Annotated in this window: 13 protein-coding genes and 1 pseudogene; 1 reads left to right on the top strand and 13 read right to left on the bottom strand. The window is 67.3% G+C overall.

Annotated elements, in window-relative coordinates; genetic code table 11:
* Positions 1-265: 265 nt before the first annotated feature.
* The 3 genes from H7965_RS17790 to H7965_RS17800 form a co-directional block, all read right to left on the bottom strand.
* Positions 266-1,294, bottom strand: a complete 1,029-nt coding sequence (locus H7965_RS17790) for an IS110 family RNA-guided transposase (protein ID WP_186771936.1) — start codon at positions 1,292-1,294, stop codon at positions 266-268.
* 271 nt (positions 1,295-1,565) lie between these two features.
* A complete protein-coding gene (locus tag H7965_RS17795) occupies positions 1,566-4,727 on the bottom strand; it encodes an efflux RND transporter permease subunit (protein WP_186771937.1) in 3,162 nt (1,053 codons plus the stop codon).
* A 1-nt stretch (position 4,728) separates the two neighbouring features.
* Positions 4,729-5,823 (bottom strand): efflux RND transporter periplasmic adaptor subunit, encoded by a 1,095-nt coding sequence (locus H7965_RS17800; RefSeq protein ID WP_186771938.1) that lies wholly within the window; start codon positions 5,821-5,823, stop codon positions 4,729-4,731.
* Positions 5,824-6,529: 706 nt separating this feature from the next.
* Between H7965_RS17800 and H7965_RS17805 the strand changes: the two are divergent.
* Positions 6,530-6,833 (top strand): annotated as a pseudogene (locus tag H7965_RS17805) (integrase core domain-containing protein); the annotation flags it as partial.
* 63 nt (positions 6,834-6,896) lie between these two features.
* On the opposite strand, the gene H7965_RS17810 reads toward H7965_RS17805, so the two are convergent.
* From H7965_RS17810 to H7965_RS17855, 10 genes are all read right to left on the bottom strand, one after another.
* A complete protein-coding gene (locus H7965_RS17810) occupies positions 6,897-7,544 on the bottom strand; it encodes a 4'-phosphopantetheinyl transferase family protein (protein WP_186771939.1) in 648 nt (215 codons plus the stop codon).
* Between the two features lie 68 nt (positions 7,545-7,612).
* Positions 7,613-9,487, bottom strand: coding sequence for an ABC1 kinase family protein (locus H7965_RS17815; RefSeq protein ID WP_186771940.1), 1,875 nt, complete (start codon positions 9,485-9,487; stop codon positions 7,613-7,615).
* A gap of 101 nt (positions 9,488-9,588) precedes the next feature.
* On the bottom strand, positions 9,589-9,846 hold the full coding sequence (locus H7965_RS17820; RefSeq protein ID WP_186771941.1) for a DUF6200 domain-containing protein: 258 nt from the start codon (positions 9,844-9,846) through the stop codon (positions 9,589-9,591).
* Positions 9,847-9,879: 33 nt separating this feature from the next.
* Complete coding sequence (locus H7965_RS17825; protein ID WP_186771942.1) at positions 9,880-10,224, bottom strand: DUF6312 domain-containing protein; 345 nt, start codon at positions 10,222-10,224, stop codon at positions 9,880-9,882.
* A 686-nt stretch (positions 10,225-10,910) separates the two neighbouring features.
* Complete coding sequence (locus tag H7965_RS17830; RefSeq protein WP_186771943.1) at positions 10,911-12,068, bottom strand: FAD-dependent monooxygenase; 1,158 nt, start codon at positions 12,066-12,068, stop codon at positions 10,911-10,913.
* A 680-nt stretch (positions 12,069-12,748) separates the two neighbouring features.
* Positions 12,749-13,621: an enoyl-CoA hydratase-related protein gene (locus H7965_RS17835; protein ID WP_315898699.1), complete on the bottom strand. Its 873-nt coding sequence runs from the start codon at positions 13,619-13,621 to the stop codon at positions 12,749-12,751.
* On the bottom strand, positions 13,560-14,930 hold the full coding sequence (locus H7965_RS17840; RefSeq protein WP_186771945.1) for a PfaD family polyunsaturated fatty acid/polyketide biosynthesis protein: 1,371 nt from the start codon (positions 14,928-14,930) through the stop codon (positions 13,560-13,562). The genes H7965_RS17835 and H7965_RS17840 overlap by 62 nt, the downstream gene beginning before the upstream one ends.
* A 9-nt stretch (positions 14,931-14,939) precedes the next feature.
* Positions 14,940-15,827: an ACP S-malonyltransferase gene (gene fabD / locus H7965_RS17845; protein WP_186771946.1), complete on the bottom strand. Its 888-nt coding sequence runs from the start codon at positions 15,825-15,827 to the stop codon at positions 14,940-14,942.
* Between the two features lie 4 nt (positions 15,828-15,831).
* A complete protein-coding gene (locus H7965_RS17850) occupies positions 15,832-16,578 on the bottom strand; it encodes a polyketide synthase (RefSeq protein ID WP_186771947.1) in 747 nt (248 codons plus the stop codon).
* Entirely contained in the window at positions 16,575-17,363 is a 789-nt protein-coding gene (locus H7965_RS17855; RefSeq protein ID WP_186771948.1) for an enoyl-CoA hydratase-related protein, read from the bottom strand. The genes H7965_RS17850 and H7965_RS17855 overlap by 4 nt, the downstream gene beginning before the upstream one ends.
* Between the last annotated feature and the right edge of the window lies 1 nt (position 17,364).

Here is a 17,364-nt window from a genome sequence, read left to right on the forward strand (position 1 = left end):
TAGGCCCATGTCTGGACGGTCCCCGCCCTGCAAGCATGATTTCGTCGGCTGACTCAGCGGCGCGCTTGCGGTCATGTCTTCGGCCTCTCGATGCCACCCTGCGGCGGCGGGCCTGGATAGGTTCCGCGGATCGGGTCCCATACAAACGTCCGCTCTCGGGAGGAGCGGTGGGCGTACCGGGCTGGTCCGACCCTGGTCGCGTCGACCGTCTTCGCCATCCTCCTCGATCACACCCGCAAGCTCGCCGTCTCCGCAGTGCGGCCGATCAGGCCGGCACCGCTGAGCCCTTCCGGTAGGTCTCACCGCGGGCCATCACCACCCAGGCGATCCTTGCCGTCTTGTTCGCCAGCGCGGTGGCGACGACGTTCCACGGCCGCCGCGCCAGCATGTCCGCCAGCCAGGGCGTTCGGTTTGCCGGCCGCGCCCGCATCCAGCGCAGCACCGCCTGTGCGCCGGTCACCAGCAGCCGGCGCAGGTAGCCATCCCCCCGCTTGCTGATGGGCCCGAGCCGCTCCTTGCCACCGCTCGAGTGCTGCCTCGGCACCAAGCCGATCCAGGCCGCGAAGTGCCGGCCAGATGCGAACTGAGCCGGGTCGGGTGCAGTCGCTGCTATGGCGGATGCTGTGATCGGCCCGATGCCTGGGATCGTGGCCAGCCGCCGGCTCATCTCATTGGCCCGATGCCAGGCGAGGATCCTGGCCTCGATCGCAGCTTCGCGCGCCTCTGCTTCTGCAAGCTGCAAACCGAGTTCATGGATGACGTCGCGGGCCAAGTCCGGGAGATCGGCCGGAGCTGCGTTCAGCGCTTGTTCGAGCAACCGCCGCAGGCCGGCGCGACCCTGTGCGCCGACGACACCGAACTCGGCGAGGTGGGCGCGGATCGCGTTACCGAGCGCGCGGCGCTGGGCGATGACAAGGCTCCGCGCACGATGGAGCATCAGGACTGCCTGCTGCTCGCGTGCCTTCACTGGCACGAACCCCATGGTCGGCCGCATCACCGCCTCGCAAATTGCCGCGGCATCAGCTGCGTCATTCTTGTTGCGCTTCACATAAGCCTTCACGTAGCTCGGTGGCACGAGCCGCACCTCGTGGCCAAGCGCCTGGAGTTCGCGCGCCCAGTGGTGCGCCGTCGCGCACGCCTCAATGCCAACGATGCATGGTCCAAGCGCCCGAAAGGTATCCAGCACCTGACCACGCCGAACACGCTGGCGCAGCACGGGCTTGCCCGTCGCGTCCGCGCCGTGGATCTGGAACATGTGCTTGGCAATGTCCAGGCCGATCGTCACCACCTGCATGTTGGCCGCCTCCTAGCTTCGATGCACCGCCGGCCAGCTTGGCACAGTCGGTACGTGGAAGCGGGGACCGTCCATCCCATCACATGTGGTTTCGCCGTTCCAGGTGCAGTTGGACGCGATGACGCCCGGGCCGGGGGATGGAACGCTCCACGCACCAGGCCGACGCCCCGCATGCCCCGGACGCCAAGCCCGCCTGCCCAGGGCCGTCCCACCGCCGGTCGAGGGCCAGTGTCCTTGACCCGGGCGCTTCGACGGATGCTGCCATGGATGGTCAGGCCGCCGGGTCGGCGTTCTGGCTTGCACGGAAGACTTTGCCCGACTCATGGCCGACCCGCCCGTCGTCAAGGCCGCTGGCGGGCGGCAGGGTGTCACCGGCGCCTGCTAGTTCAAAGTCAGAAGGAATGGGCGGCAGCGGCACCCGCCGCCGCGACAGTAGCGAATAGACAACCGGGATGACCAGCAGCGAGAGCAGTGTGCCGAACAGCAGGCCACCAATGATCACGCAGCCAATATCGCGCCGGCTGACGGACCCAGGTCCACTGGAGAGCAGCAGCGGCAAAGCTCCCAGCACCATTGCAGCGGTTGTCATCAGCACCGGGCGAAGCCGGATCACGGCCGCGTCCACCACTGCCTCATGCTTCGTGAGCATCGGCTTTTCACTGCGCAACTCATTTGCGAAATCCGTGATCAGGATGCCGTGCTTGGTGACCAGGCCTATCAGCGTGATGAGGCCGATCGCGCTGTAGAGGTTGAGGCTCCCCCCTACGAAGAACAGCGTCGTCACGGCTCCCGCAATCGATAGCGGCGCGACCGAGAGGACAATGAGCGGGTCGATGAAGCTCCCGAACTGGGCTGCCAGCACCAGATAGATGAAGGCGACGGCCAGCACGAAGACCAGACCCGTAGAGGCACTTGCGGTGCGGACCTGGCGCACCTGCCCGTTCCAGTCCGTGCTCACCATGGCTGGCAGCAGCCGAGCAGCCATTGCATCGATCTCCGCCGCGACAGTGGACAGGCTGTAGCCTTCCCTGAGGTCGGCGGTGATGGTCAAGCCGCGCAAATTATCCACATGCGGCAAGGACGCCGCCGAGACCTCGCGGGAGACGCTGACGAGAGCGCCGAAGGGCACCACGCTGCCGTCACCGACCCGGATCTGCACCTGCTCAAGCAGCGCGGGATCGATCCGCCTATCGATACCTAGGCCCAAAATCACCGGAAGGAGCGTGCCTTGCCAGGCAAAGCGGTTCACCTCCTGGTCGCCGAAGAGTTTGCCGAGAGTATCTGCCAGTACGCGAAGCGGCACGCCGAGATCGGCGGCCAGGTCGCGGTTTACCTCCACCGCGTAGGTCGGCGTGTCCAGGTTCAGGTCGGTGGCGACGGAGTTTAAGCCTGGATGGCGCCGCATCTCCTCCAGCAGGGGCTTCGCCGCCGCAGCCAGCTCGCGGTGGTCCATTATGGATTTCAGCATGAACTGCACCGGGAATTGCCCGCCGCCGCCGAGCGGGCTCGGGTCGATCATGCCGATGCGCAGCCCTGGTATGCCTACCAGCCGGCGCTCAATCGCCGACTGAATCTGTACAACGCTGCGCGCCCTCTGCTGCCAGGGCTTCAGTAGCATGAAAAACACGCCCTGTTCCCGCGTCGGCATGCCGAGGATCGCCATGACCGAGGCACGTTCCGGCACCTCTTCCGCCAGCACCTGCTCGATGTCGGCGGCACGTGCCTGCATATATTCGTTCGATGCGTCCTGCGGGCCGGAGAATAGCACCAGCGCGTATCCCTGGTCCTCCACTGGCGCCATCTCCGCTGGCAGGTGCCCCATGCGCGAGAAGCCGGCGACAGCCAGTGCCACAGTCAGCACCAGCACCAGCCAACGCGCCCGCATCGCCAGCGTCAACACGCGGCGGTAGCCTCGGCCCAGCGCAGCGAAGCCGCGCTCCAGCACCAGCGCCACGCCGCGCTGCGGCCGCAGCACCCGGGCGCAGAGCATCGGCGAAAGTGTCATGGCGACAAAGCCGGAAACGATGACCGTGACTGCCAGGGTGAGGCCGAATTCCCGGAACAGGGTGCCGACCATACCTGGCAGCAAGCCGATTGGCGCATACACCGCCGCCAACGTCGTGGTCATGGCGAGCACCGGGAAGGCCAGCTCGCGGCTGCTGCGGAAGGCGGCGGGCAGCGGCGCCATGCCGGCATCCACATGGCGCTGGGCGTTCTCCACCTCCACGATCGCGTCGTCCACCACCAGGCCGATCACGAGCACGAAGGCGAGCAGAGTGAAGGTATTCAGGCTGTAGCCCATCACCAGGAGAAAGGCGAGACCACCGCCCAGCGAGAGCGGCACCGCGACAAGCGCGATGAGAGAGGAGCGGAGGGAGCCGAGGAACAGCACCACAACCACAATTACCAGCCCGACCGTCACCAGGACGGTTGTCAACACCTCGTGGACGGACGCGTCGATGAAGGCAGCGTCATCGTAAACGACATCGAGCTCCACGCCTGGCGGCAAGGCGGCGCGCAGCCGCGGCAGCACCTCCAGTACGGCACGGGAGATATCAACTGGATTGGCCTCGGCCTGGCGCTGCAGCCCAACAGCCAGCGCCTCCCGCCCGTTCAGCCGCACGGCGGTGTCCACGGATTGCGCACTGATATGCACGTCCGCCACGTCCTCCAGACGCACCGCTGCATGCCCATCGCGCACAACCAACTGGCTGAACTCGCGAGGGTGCTGCAAGCTGGTCCGGGCGATGATAGTCACGCGCCGGCCATGCACAGAGGCCTCGCCGCCGGGAAGGTCCACATTCTGCGAGGCGAGGGTGGCGATCACGTCGCCCACGGTCAGCCCATAGGCGCCCAGGCGGAAGCGGTCCAGCACCACTCGCATCGCATAGCTGCGCTGTCCCATCACTTGCAACCCGGACACGCCCGGCACCAATGAGAGGAGCGGCCTAAGCTGCTGCTCGATGATCTCCGTCACCTCAAGCGCCGATCGGTTCTCGTCACGTACGGCGATATAGAGGGTGGGCTGGCTATCCAGGCTGATCTGCTGCACCACCGGTGCCAGCGTGCCCAGCGGCAGCAGCGCCTGCGCCTCGTTCACGCGGGCCCGGACCTCCTGCGCCGCCGCAGCCGCATCCACCCCGCCGCGGAACACAAGCTGGATGGATGACAACCCGGAGATGCTGGCTGATGTCATCAGGTCGATGCCATCCACCTTCAGCACAGACCGCTCGATCGGCGTGGTGATGGTGCGCTCCACCATCTCCGGGCTGGCACCCGGCAAGATGGTCGAGATGGTCGCCACCGGAACCTCGAAGCGAGGCAAGTAGCGCACCGGCAGCTTGGCAAGCGCGTAGGCTCCGCCGAGCAGCAGCACCAGATTGATCACCAGCGCCAGGACCGGGCGCCGAATGCATTCGTCGCGCAGCCGCATCTCAGCGCCTTTCGGCCGCGATGGGCGTCATCGTCACTGGGGAGGAAATCCTCTCCACGGCGGAGGGCTGGCCGTCCGCCACCACCCGCACGGCGGCGCCATCCTGGAGGCGAAATTGGCCGAGGGTGACGACGAGGTCGCCTGCTTCCAGGCCGGACAGCACCTCCACATGGCCGTCACGGCGCGTGCCGGTTCGCACCTGCACCAGGCGCGCGATCCCCTGCTGGATCCTGTAGGCCTGATCCGTCACCATCCCCGGCATCAGTGCCTCGGTCGGGACGATCGGCTGTCCCTCACGTTGCGCCACGGTCAGGTCCACCCTGACCGCGATGCCGCTGGTCATCGGATAACCGCCGGTGTCGACTTCCGCGCGCACGTCCACGGCACGCGAATTGCGGTCTGCCTGCGGGCTGATGATGGTCACGCGGCCATCCAGGACACGATCCCGACCCAGCGCCTGACCGCTGATTCTGACCGGCCCGCCGAGGCGGAGCTGCGGGAGGTGCGACTGCGGCACGCGGAAATCGACGACGAGATGCGTGTCGTCGGTCAGCTGCACCAGGGGATCGCCGAGTTGCACGAAGGTGCCGGGCGAAAGCTGCACCACCCCGGCGCGGGCGTCGAAGGGCGCGCGCAGGGTCAGGATGTCAAGCCGCACCTGCGCTGCGTTGAGCTGGGCACGGCCGGTGGCGTAGTCGGCATTCAGCTCGTCCAGCCGCGACTGCGGCGTGTTACCGGATCGCATCAATTCCTGGGCGCGGCGCAGCGCTCCTTCAGTCACCCGGACACGAGCCTGGGCGATTTCGACATCGGCCCGTGCCGCGCGGGTGTCGAACTGGAACAGCGGATCGCCCTGCTTCACCTTCTGGCCGGAGCGCACAAAGACCTCAGTGATGGTTCCGGCGGTCTGCGCCGCCACGGTTGCGTTGTGCAGCGCGGTCAGGGAGCCGAGAAACGTTTCCGTGTCGATGACGGTGCCGCGGATGACCGGGGCGGCACGGACCGACACGGCCTCTGCGGCCGACTCTGCCCTGGTCACGGCCGGAATAGCCAACAGGAGAAGCAGGGCTGCAGAGCCCCCGATAGTGAGTTGCATCCGCCGGTTCCCTACCATCATGACTCGGTCGGGCCGACCGTGAGCCCCGCATGGACCCCACCATATTGCATGTTCGACGACACTGGTGCGACGACTTCTTGCCATGTCTCCTGACTATTTCCGAATGCATCAAAATGCGCGCGATCATTCGCACTCCAGCACCAGTTGCGCCTGTCCGCGCACCAGTACGCTCTCCAGCCGCTCCATCCCCCGTAACGCCAAGCGCGGGAAGCACCGGGTCAGGGCGGTGAAGACCAGTTCGGCCTCAGGATTGGCGACTGGAACAAGTCTAACGCTTGGTGTCCTCGCTTCGCGGTAATGATGATTCGATCATGCGGAGGATGTCGAAGCCGACGGTGTGGGTAGCCCAGGAAGCAACGGAGACGGGCAGGCGGCCCTGCCGGAATACGGCAGCCGCTATTCGCGCCGGGACGACACACAGGCGCGTAACGCGCAGGCACTTCCCACACCCCTTTACCATCAGCGCTGGCCTGCTGAGAGCGACTTCAGCCAGCACAAGCACCGCCTCGGCTCATGCCTGACCGCGCGCCGCGATGACGCCCAGGGCCGAGCGCTCGTGCTGCGGGTCCTTATCCACCATAACCTCATGCTCCTCGCAGAGGCAGCCTGAGTCTTTCAACGGAGCAAGTCTGACTCAAAATTCCCTGCCTCCGGCAAATCCGGGGCGGTTCAAACACCCTGGATGGAGTTCTGCATGGAGGCCTTGGATGAGGCCCTGGCGCGGTTCAGGCAGCGGAAATCTTCAATACCGACCCGGGCAGCCAGTTCACCTCGCCACGCTTTGCTGGACAATATTTTTATCGAGCGGCTGTGGCGCAGCCTGAAGTACGAGTGCGTCTATCTGCACGCCTTTGAGACCGGCGCGGAACCGCGGGCCGGGCTCACGAAATGGATCGGCTACTACAATGCCGGGCGCCCCCACAGCGCCTTCCGGGCGGACACCCGAGGAGGCGTATGGGGCAGACGAGATGGCGAGGTTGACGGCCTGAGGACAACCAAGACCGAGCCTATTTAGGCCGTCAATCTGTCCGACAGATGGAGACCACCTCATTCTAATGACCGAGCAAGGCCTCGAGTGACGTCTCTTCCCAGGCGACTTTTAGGTCTTGGACCGGCGATGCCGCGACGGCGGCGAACACTTCGTCCATAACGAGCCGCTGCGCGAAGCTCCATGTCTGCCCCACCTCGGCCGCATTCGGCGCAAAGCGAATGACGGGCGGCAGCTCAAACCAGAAGGTGGAGAGGTCTTCGGAAAGCCCAAGCCCTGTTGCCTTGATGAAGGCCTCCGTCAAGGTCCAGAGACGCATCATCCCGGGGCCCTGGGCCTCGGGCGGCAGGCTCCCCAGCCAGCGTAACTCCTCCGGCCGGAAGATCTGCGATACCAGGTTCGCGCTGATCATCCGCCCGGCCGCCTCCAGGTCGAAGCCCAAGCGCAGGCCCGGAACCGCCGCCACCGCGACGCCAACCATGCCCCTGGTATGCGAGAGGCTGAACGCGACGGGCACCGCGGATCCGTCCAGCAACGCCTCCGGCTTGCCATTCGGACCCGTGCGAAAGCGGAAGGCATCGGCAGAGGCACCGGTTGCCCTGGCGAGTGCGATGCGGGCCAGAGCATGCGCGGCGACGAACTCCACCCGCAGTCGCGCGAAGACAAAGCGCGCGGCGCGGGCTCTCTCCACAGCATCGAGCAGTGCCAGCAAGGGCGACAGGCGCGGCTCCGCCAAGTCCTCCGCAAGGCGCAGGACCACTACCCGGACCGTTGCGCTGCTCACTTAGTGCGATTGGAGAGGACGGAGCGGGCGGCCCGGAGGACATGGGCGACGAACAGGGTGCAGGACAGCATGATGAGCCAGGTGAGAATATGCAGGTTCGGAAGGTATTCGAGCAGTACGTGTGCTGCACGATGCAGCCCACTCAGGAAGCCGTTGTCCTCCTTCAACGGCACCCCACGCAATCTTTCGTCCAAGACGGTTGCCGTGAGGGTCAGGACGATGATGGAGATGACGCCCCGCTGCAACACCGAGAGGACCGCCAGCTTCAGGCGGCCGGCCGTGTTCAGCATGCCCTGAGCCCTGAGACTCTGGTGACGCAGCGCCCCGCCGAGGGCAAGGTTGATGTCGCCCATCAGCCAGCCGATTTCCGAGAGGATCTTCGCGCCCGCCCGGCGCCGCGCCCCGGGCTGGGTGCTGCGGCGCTGCCGGTCACGGAAATAGGCACGGCTGAGGGACATGAAATCTCCCTTCGGCGCAAGGGTCTGCAGGGATGCGTCGAGGGTGCTCAGGCTGCGGCCCACCCGCATCAGGCTCCAGCTGAAGGGCATGTCCCGCCGTGCGAAAACTTTGGCAACGTGGTTCGACATGGATGCAACCGAACGGTCCGCATAGCGAGCACCCGGGAACTCGGTGCTCATCTTCCAGGCCTCCAGGGAGTCGCGCAGATCGCGGGATATTGGCCGCGGATCGAGCGCGCCGAGCCCAGGCTGCAGGAGCAGCATGTAGTCCGCCGCACGTTCGAAATCGCTGGCCGAAATCGCCGCGAGACTGCGTCGGTAGAGCTGGAAGGTACGCTCGTCCAACCGCCCTACGCTGCCAAAATCCAACAGGGCGATGCCATTGTCGGCCAGCAGCATGATATTGCCCGGATGCAGGTCGCCGTGGAAAAGATTGTCTTCCGTGATTTGCCTCAGCACGCTTACGGTCAGGCGCCGCGCCAACGCCTCCGGCTCGATGCCGTTCTCGAGCTGCCAGCGGCGCAGCCGGGAGGGATCGGTCCGCCGCATCTCAATGTAGTGGGACATCAGGACGCCTGGCACTTCCTCCATCACCAGGACCCGTTCGCCGGATAGCTCCTTGAACACGCGAGGCACATGGATGCCGTGCGGCCGCAGGCTGCGGCGCATCCGCTTCAGGTTCACAGCCTCGAACCGGTAGTCAGTCTCCTCGTTGAGCAGATCGTCCAGCGCGTGGATGCCCTCGGCCATGCGGAACTGCGCGCCGATGCCGAGCATGCCCATAAGGGCACAAATTTGGCGCAGCACGCGCATGTCTCTCTCGAAGTTTGCACGGATATCGGGGCGCCGTATCTTCACGACGACCGCCCGGCCGTTGCGGAGCAGCGTGGCGCGATGTACCTGGCATACGGAGGCCGCAGCGAAGGGCAGCGGCTCGAAATCTGCGAAGACCTGGCTGAGCGGCCTGCCGAGATGCTCCTCGACCACGCGGCGCGCGACGTCGGCCGGGAAGCCAGCTACCCGGTACTGCAGTTTCCCAAGTTCGCGGCACATCTCGTCCGACATCAGGTCGGTGCGCAGCGACAGAAGCTGCCCGGCCTTGATCCAGATGCCGCTCAGCCGCTCGAAGAGTTCGCGTGTCAGCACGGCTTTTCGGGCGGGATCCAGCTTCTGCGTCAGGCGCAGTCGTTGCAGCGTCAGGCCGAAGACCAGAAGCTGCCAGAAAGTACCGAAGAAATGGAAGCGGCTACCCGGCGGCACACGCTCAATCGGGATGGGCGCACTGGGTTCGGTTTGGCCCAGCGGCGTCGGAATGTCATCCTCGATATCGGGTGAGAAGGAACGCTCTGGCCGCCTGGGAAGGAGCGGCTGCAGGACGTCACGCTCACGTCGGCGTGGTCGGACAACATCCACGCGGATGCCCGCTGCGATGTGGCTGGCGATGCGTGTCTTCTCCGACTAGGCGCTCTCAACCCCCTTGCGGCGGCAGCCGGATCTGGCCGGCCCAATCGCTGTCAATCATCGTCATCGTCATCGTCGTCGTCATCGTCATCAAAAAAGGAGCCTGCCTCCTGGCGAACGACGATAACCGCAGTCTGGGCGGACGCATCTAGGACTCCGTCTTCCTTCAGCGCGGCCACGGCATCCTCAACCTTCTCCATCAGCCGCCCTTCGCCACGGCGCAGGCTGCGGATCCGCTTGCGGGATTGCTCCCCCAGATCCAGCACGCAAACGATGCCCTTGGTGGGCTCCTTGATCTCCGATCCGCTCATGCCATCTCTCCGCCCTCGCCAGTAACGCCGCGCTCAGGTCGCGCGGCGTATGACGCGCCTCACGTTCCGCGCGAGATCCTTTACCCAGCCATTGCGCCGCTTGCGGTTGGATGCGTCGTGCAGCACCAGGTAATGGCCGAGCGCCTTGTGCTCAGCCCGCACGAGGCGGCGTATGCGCTTTTCGATCGGCTTCAGTGCCTTCGACTGCGGCTTGAGCTCGCCGAGCTCAAGCTGGACCACGCCACGGCTGACGCGCCGCTTCGAGTCGATGACGGTGAACTTGATGTCCTCGGTCGCCAGGGAGAGGTGCCTGGGATGCACGGCAGACCGTGCGATGGTGACAGCGCCTGATCCGCCGATGACGGTGACCCGCTTCACGCCAGGTGGCATCCTCACCCGCATCGCATCACCCTTCCTCCGCTGCGCCCCGTGGATCCGAGGCGTGGCCGGCGCCGCGCAGGCAGCCGGGAGCTTATAGAAACCGAAAGGTCACCATGCGTTGCGCAAACGCTCGGTGCAAACGAAGATTTTCGCTCAGGGTGCATCACCTCGTTCGCAAGCCAGATTTTATACAGCGATCGGCCGACCTGCCAAGTAAATATTCTCTGTTGCCGTTGCTACGCGCCGTGCGCGGAGATCTGGGTACCGTTTCTCAGGCACACCGTTCACCGTTTAAAGTCCGGCGCCGCATTACGGTTGCTGCGCATCCTGGATGCGGACGGCGGCATCTCCTTTTTCTACCCACTCGCGGCCATGGCGCCCGCAACCTGCGATTCGGCCGTCGTACAGCTGCCCGGCCGCAGCTCTACTCGTTGCATGCGCCGGAAGTGGCCTGCACCGGCAAGGGCAAGGCCCGCTTCGAGTTCAGCGTGAAGATCTCGCTTCCTGCAGCAGAATGTTCGGCCAGGCAACCTGGCGTCTTCGCCAACGGCATCCACCGCCATGCCTTCGTGACAATGCCACCGCCTGACCGCGACTGCGTCAGCGGTCCTTCGCGCCCAAATCCAGTTCCTGTGAATCAAGCCGCTCGGCTGAATCCGGCGGCGCTCCGCGCCGTCCGACCTCTATAGCCGCTCGCCCTGGCGGTTCAGGAGACGCCTGACCAAGGGCACGAGGAATGGCCGAGCCGCGAGGCGCAGCATGGTCTCGCGCGCGAGCAGTTGGAACCGGTTCGCAGGCGCGAACAGATGGATGTTCCGGCGCGCCATACGTTGGGCCGTCTCCACCCACGGGCGAAGTCGCGCCTCGTAGGCGGCGAGCGCCGTATCGATCTCGTCCGGTCCGTCGGCCAGCGCATCGGCGAGCACGACGCCACCGGCCATCGCGAGCGTCGCGCCCTTCCCGGCGAACAACGAGACGGCGAACGCGGCGTCGCCAAGCAGCACGATCCGCCCCTCGCTCCAGCGCGGCATCACCACATGGGCCAACTCGTCAAGGTACACGTCTTTCGCCGTCGGCAGCAGGTCCAGCATGGCCGGGACGCGCCAACCCGCGCCGGCGAAGGCGCGGTGCAACTCCTCCTCCATGGTGCCGATCCGCGGCCGCCCTTCGGTCCGCCAGATGAAGAACGCGACCAGCGTCTTCTCGTCCACGGCGCCAAGCGCCGCCGCGCGACCGACCTCGGTCAGCCAGTACGAGGTACCGAGTTCCGCGTCGGGAAAGCCGGAGCGGTCTAGCAGGAAGGCGGCCACGCGGGCTCCGAGCGGGCGCACCAGGCGCTCCTCCGGCCCGAAGCGGAGCACGCGGACCTGCGAGTGCAGGCCGTCCGCGCCGACCACAAGATTGCACCTGATTTCCTCGCCGTCGCTCAGCCGGACAACAATGCCGCCCCGCGTCTCCTCCAAGGAATTGACCGATGCGCCAAAGCGGACCTCCACCTCTCCTCGCACGCGCTCGAACAGCGCGCGTTCGATGTCACCGCGCATGAGGTTGAACTCGCGATCGCCGACGAGGCGTTCGATCGCCAAGCCATCGATGGCGAACCTCTCCTGCCCCGCTGGGCCGACATAGACGAGGCGGCGCGGCACGTGCCGGGCCGCTCGGAGTTCGTCCAGGCCCATCCGCTCGGCCGCATCAAGGCCGGGGTCCGACAGGCCGAGCATGTAGCCGCCGTCGCGCAGCGCGGGGGAGCGCTCCACAACAATGGGGGACAGGCCCCGCTGGCGCAGACGCAGGGCGAGCGACAGGCCCGCGATTCCTGCACCGGAGATCAGTACCTTCATCATCGGCTCACGTGTGCGCCGCGGCAGCGCGCGAGTGCCGTTCCGGCTCCGGCGACGCGCTTTGGTCTTCCGATCGTCGTGGATCGCATCGACGCTCTCCACCCCCCAACAACTCGCCGCGAGCGGCCACATGGGTGGTTGTTGCTGCCGCCCGGCCGACCCGTCGTGCCGCCGATCTCGACCACCACCACCGCCTTCGAGGCTCCCCCCTGCCCGCGAGGGCCGCAAATACGCTGGCCGTGGGGAAGTCCGCCGTTCCGCCAGTCCGTCGGCGACCACGGTGCTCGGTTCGGCAATGGCCCGGAGGTGCTCCAGGCGCTCGCCAGTATGCTCGTCGCCGAGGCGGAGGCCCGCAACCGGTCAGCGTTGTCGGAGCCCACGGTGCGCCTCCCTGCCTCGGTGAGGCTAGACGACCTGACGGGTGCTGCCAACGGCAGCTGTGTCCGGCGGTCCTGTCAGAGAGCGTCTGGAGCGACCTCCCATTCGATCGGACGGTCGGCGCAATCGTGAGCGAGCGTCTTGACTGTCAGGCGGCACGCCCCGGTGTCCTGATCCGGAGAATGACATTGAAGAGGCGACGGACGCAGGCGATGAGGGCGACCTTCTGCGGACGCCCACGCGCCAGATCTGCCTTGAGCGAAAGCGTCAGAGAAACCCGACCCGGAACTTGCATTGCAGGATCAATCCTCCGACCACTTCGGCTCACGCCGCTCCAACGCCGCGCGATGGCCTTCCTCCAGATCGGCGCTGAAGAAATGGCCCGCGTTCCACAAGGCGACGTGTCGTAGCCCGCGCTCCTCTTCGACCAGTTCGGCCTCGTCCATCAAATGCTTGACCGCGCTGACGACCAGGGGCGCGTTGCGGGCGATGTTCCGCGCCAAGTCCAGCGCGCCGGCCAGCAACTGCTCGCGGTCTGGATAGACTGCATTGACCAGCCCAATGGCCTGGGCGCGCCCCGCCCCGGCCGGCGCGCCGGTGAAGGCCATCTCGCGCGCCGGGCCACGGCCGATGATGCGCGGCAGCCAGGTCAGCGTGCCGAGGTCCGCCACCATTGCAATACGCGTTTCATGCACGGCAAATTGCGCGTCGGCGGCGCAGAGCCGGATATCCGCGGCACAGGCGAGATCCAATCCGCCGCCAAAGCAGAAGCCGTTGACCGCGGCGATGACCGGCTTGGGGCAGGACCGTACGGTCATCATGGCGGCCTGGAAGCGCCGGATGGTTCGGTGCAGCAGCGTGGTGCGGCCGGCCGGCGGTTCTCCGGGCCGGGCCGGCGGCAGCAAATTCATCGACAACTCCTTGTCGAGTCCGATGCTGAAGGCGCGTCCTTCCGCGCGCAGGACCACGGCGCGCACCACCCGGCTGTCGGCGATGCGTGCGAAGATGGCGGCAAGTTCAGCGAAGAATACCGGGTCCATGGCATTGAGCCGGCCAGGATTGGCCAGCACCACCTCCGCCACCTGCGCCTCGTGGAATCGTAGCCGCGCCGCCTCAACCACCCTGCCTGCCCTCCCTGGCAGCCAACAGCCCTGCCGCCGCATCCATGAGCGCATCGCCGATCAGGTCGACATGCCGCGCCCGCCAATCCTCGAAGCTGGTGCCACGCGCCCATTCGTTAAAGGCGCCCATGGCCGGCCCGCAATGCACCTGCCAATCGGTGCGACGGACCGTGTCGCCGGTCATTGCGAGGCGGTTGGCGTGGATCCAGTACCAGCGCAGAATCATGGCCAGCTTCTGCTTCGGGTTGGCTTCGGCGGCGGCCAGGATATCGGGTGCGGCAGCAGCATAGTGGTCGATGGTTTCGGCCCAGACCTCGGCGACAGGGCGGCCAAAATACTGCCGCTCGATCTGTCGCAGGGTTTCGGCCGGCACCTCCTCCAGGCTGTCATGGCGGCGCCAGATCTCGTACAGCCGATTGGCCCGAGCCGAAAACAGCAGCCCCCGCCGCAGCACCTGCACCCGGGCGCCGATCTCGAACATGTCGCCGGCCGGGGCGAAATCGGTGTCCTGCGGTCCGGCCAGGGCCAGCAGATCCTTGACCGCGTCGGACGTGCTGGCTTCCACGGTGCATTGATTGATGGAGCCGGTCAGCACGAAATCCGCGCCCATCGCGAAGGCCGCCGCCAGGGCCGCCGGGGTGCCGAGCCCGCCGGCCAGCCCGACCCGGGGTGGCCGGGCAAAGCCGTGCCGGCGGGCCTCCCGGTCGCGCAGCGCCTGCATGGCCGGCAGCAGCACCAGGGCCACGCGGCGGTCGGTGTGCCCGCCGCTGTCGGCCTCGGCACAGATGTCGTCGGCCAGCGGCAGCCTGGCAGCCAGCGCGGCTTCCTCCGGCGTGATCCGCCCTGCATCCGCCAGCGCGGCCACGATGGCCGGCGGCGCCGGGCCCATGAACTGCGCCGCCACTTCCAGCCGGGAGGCCTTGCCGAGCACCTTGTTCGGCGCGCAAGGCGTGCCGTCTGCACCGCAGCGCAGGCCCGAAAGCCGGTAGCGTACCAAGGCCGGGGTCACCTCGATATAGGCCGCGGCCTCGACCGAGCGCACGCCCTCCTCCAGCAGGAGGTCGACCATTGCCTCCTCCAGCGCCGGCATGCCGATGGGGTGCAGCAGATTGACACCCCAGGGGGCCGCCGGCCCGACCGCCGCGCGGATGCGCCGCACGGCCGAGCGGATGGCGGCCAGCCGCTGCCCCCCCGCCCCGTACCAGGAGAGCAGCCCGGCCCGCGCCATGCGGGCCACCAGTTCCGGCGAGGCAATGCCCTTGGCCATGGCTCCGGCGACATAGGCCAGGCGGACACCATGCTCGCGCCGGAAGCTGGCGGAGCCGAGCCTGTCACCGCGGGCTGTGACGGCATCCAGTGCCATGCTGCGGGTCTAGTTGGCGAAGACCGTAGCGGCGCGGATCTGCGCAATCAGCCGCGTCATGGTCTGCCCGGGCCCGATCTCCCGGAACTCGCGCAGCCCCATGCGCAGCAGGTATTCGATGGATTCGATCCACCGCACGGGCGAGACGATCTGCGCCTGCAGTTCCGCGGCGATCTCGTCGTCGCGATAGGCAAAGGCGCGGCGGTTCGAAATGACGGGAAAGGCCAGCGGCGCCAGCCGGGTCGCCGCCAGGGTCCGGCCGAAGGCCTCTGCCGCCGCCCGCATGGCACGGGAATGGAAGGCCGCGCTGACATCAAGCCGGATGACCGCCCGGGCACCTGCCGCCCGCAGCGGCGCCTCAATGCGGTCCAGCGCGGCCACCTCCCCGGCGATGACCACCTGCTCGTAGGAATTGTAGTTGGCGACATCGATCTCGGGGAAATCCGCCACCACCTCGGCCAGCCGCCGCGGCGCCAGGCCGATCACCGCGCTCATGCTTCCGCCCCGGGCTGCGGCCATCAGGCGCCCCCGCTCGGCGACCAGGCGCAGCCCGGTCATCAGGTCGAAGCAGCCCGCGGCATGGAGCGCGGCATACTCGCCGAGGGAATGGCCCGCCGCCGCCGCCGGCGCCGATTCCCCATCCTCCCACCAGGCGCGGTATTCGAGCGCGCAGGTCAGGAACAACGCCGGCTGGGTATAGCGTGTCTGACCGAGGAGGCCGGCCGGGTCCTCCAGGCACAGCCGGTCGATCCGCCAGCCCAGATGATCAGAGGCTTCCTCCACCGCTTCGGGGAAGCGGCCGAAGGCAGCCCGCCCCATCCCCACGGCCTGCGAGCCCTGGCCGGGGAAGATGCAGGCGAGGCGGCGCGGCGTGGTCTGCAACGGGTCGAGCGGCATGGCCTCAACTCCCGAACAGGGCTTCGATGCGCTGCCGCACCACCGGCTGGACGAAGGTGGTGCGATGCATCTCCAGTTCCGCCGCCACGCTGTGCGGCAGGGCCTCGCGCAGCGGCGCCGCGAGATGCGCCTTCAGCATGCGCACGGATACCACCGGCTTGTCGGCAATCTCCCGCGCCAGCTTGCGGGCGGCGGGAATCACCTCGGCCCGCTTCAGCACGCGGCAGCCGGTGCCGCGCCGTGCCAGCTCGCCGCCGTGGTAGCTGGCGGCGGAGAACATCATCTCGTTCGCCAGCAGGCTGCCGAACCGTGCAGGCAGCACCAGGGTCGCGCCCATGCCCGGCGTGAAGCCGTATTTCATGAAGTTGGCGCTGTAGAGCGACTCCTCGGCAAGGATGACCATGTCGGCGAAGAGCCCCATCGCGAGCCCGCCGCCCAGCGCATGGCCCTGCATGGCGGCGATGACCGGCACCGGGCAATCCAGGAACAGCCGGTAGAGCGGCAGGTCGTCGAATTTGATGCGGCCCTCGAAGATGCCGAGCAATTCGTCCCGCGTGCCGCCGGGACAGAAGATGCTGCCATAGCCATGCACCACCACCGCACGCAGCGCAGGCGATGCGGCAATTGTCGCGAAGCTGGCGATCAGCCCGGCCACCAGCGCCTGGCTGAAGGTGTTGGAATGGGTACGGTCGGCCAGCTCGACCACCGCCACACCATCCTCCGGGAAGGTCAGGTGCACCACATCGCTCATGGTGTCATCGCCCGGCCGCCCTGCCAGACCCCTTGCGCCATCAGGCCGCGGATCCGCGCCGCCGCCTCCGGGTCCGCCAGCATGCTGCTGATGCGGCCCACTGCACATTCCTCCATCTCGGCCGTGATCGGCGCCAGCGCGTCGAAATAGGCCTTGGCGGCCCCGACCGTGCGTTCCGGCACCCGCTCGCTGCCCAGCAGCAGGTGGCGCAGCGCTTCCGGCGCCGCCGGGCCGGCTGCATCCACCAGCCCGGCGGTCAGTGCCTCCGCCGGGCCCAACAGCGGCGCTGCCAGCGTCAGCCGATAGGCGGTACGGAAGCCGACCCGGCGGATCAGGAAAGGCATCAGCGTGGCCGGCAGCAGGCCGATCAGAGCCTCGGAAAGGCGGAAGCTGGCGCCCGGCTCGGCCACCGCGAAATCGGCGGCGGCGACGAAGCCTATCCCGCCCGCCTCGCAGCGCCCGGCGACCCGGCAGGCAATGATCTTGGGGGAGCGGGTGAAGCGCCGCAGCACCGCCAGGTACTGCCGCGCGCCCCGTTCGGCCGCCGCCGGGTCCATCGGGCCGTCACCGCCGCCGAGCGCGGCCTTGAGGTCGAGCCCGGTGCAGAACACCTCCGCATTGCCTTCCAGCAGGACGGTACGGATGGCGGGATCGGCCTCCGCCAGATCGAGCGCCGCGTCGATGGCCAGCAGCATGGCGCTGTCGATGGCGTTGTGCGCCTCCGGCCGGTGCAGCCGCAGCACCAGCAGGCGGCCACGGCGGGAGAGTTGGACAGGACCCTCCATC

The organism is Siccirubricoccus deserti, from assembly GCF_014283215.1.
GTDB classification, from domain to species: domain Bacteria; phylum Pseudomonadota; class Alphaproteobacteria; order Acetobacterales; family Acetobacteraceae; genus Siccirubricoccus; species Siccirubricoccus deserti.

What these genes read in the sequence shown, in the direction of transcription:
- H7965_RS17790 (WP_186771936.1), bottom strand. Translation starts at nt 1,294, where the DNA reads ATGCAGGTGGTGACGATCGGCCTGGACATTGCCAAGCACATGTTCCAG.
- H7965_RS17795 (WP_186771937.1), bottom strand. Translation starts at nt 4,727, where the DNA reads ATGCGGCTGCGCGACGAATGCATTCGGCGCCCGGTCCTGGCGCTGGTG.
- H7965_RS17800 (WP_186771938.1), bottom strand. Translation starts at nt 5,823, where the DNA reads ATGCAACTCACTATCGGGGGCTCTGCAGCCCTGCTTCTCCTGTTGGCT.
- H7965_RS17820 (WP_186771941.1), bottom strand. Translation starts at nt 9,846, where the DNA reads ATGAGCGGATCGGAGATCAAGGAGCCCACCAAGGGCATCGTTTGCGTG.
- H7965_RS17830 (WP_186771943.1), bottom strand. Translation starts at nt 12,068, where the DNA reads ATGAAGGTACTGATCTCCGGTGCAGGAATCGCGGGCCTGTCGCTCGCC.
- H7965_RS17835 (WP_315898699.1), bottom strand. Translation starts at nt 13,621, where the DNA reads ATGCGCTCATGGATGCGGCGGCAGGGCTGTTGGCTGCCAGGGAGGGCA.
- H7965_RS17840 (WP_186771945.1), bottom strand. Translation starts at nt 14,930, where the DNA reads ATGGCACTGGATGCCGTCACAGCCCGCGGTGACAGGCTCGGCTCCGCC.
- fabD (WP_186771946.1), bottom strand. Translation starts at nt 15,827, where the DNA reads ATGCCGCTCGACCCGTTGCAGACCACGCCGCGCCGCCTCGCCTGCATC.
- H7965_RS17850 (WP_186771947.1), bottom strand. Translation starts at nt 16,578, where the DNA reads ATGAGCGATGTGGTGCACCTGACCTTCCCGGAGGATGGTGTGGCGGTG.
- H7965_RS17855 (WP_186771948.1), bottom strand. Translation starts at nt 17,363, where the DNA reads ATGGAGGGTCCTGTCCAACTCTCCCGCCGTGGCCGCCTGCTGGTGCTG.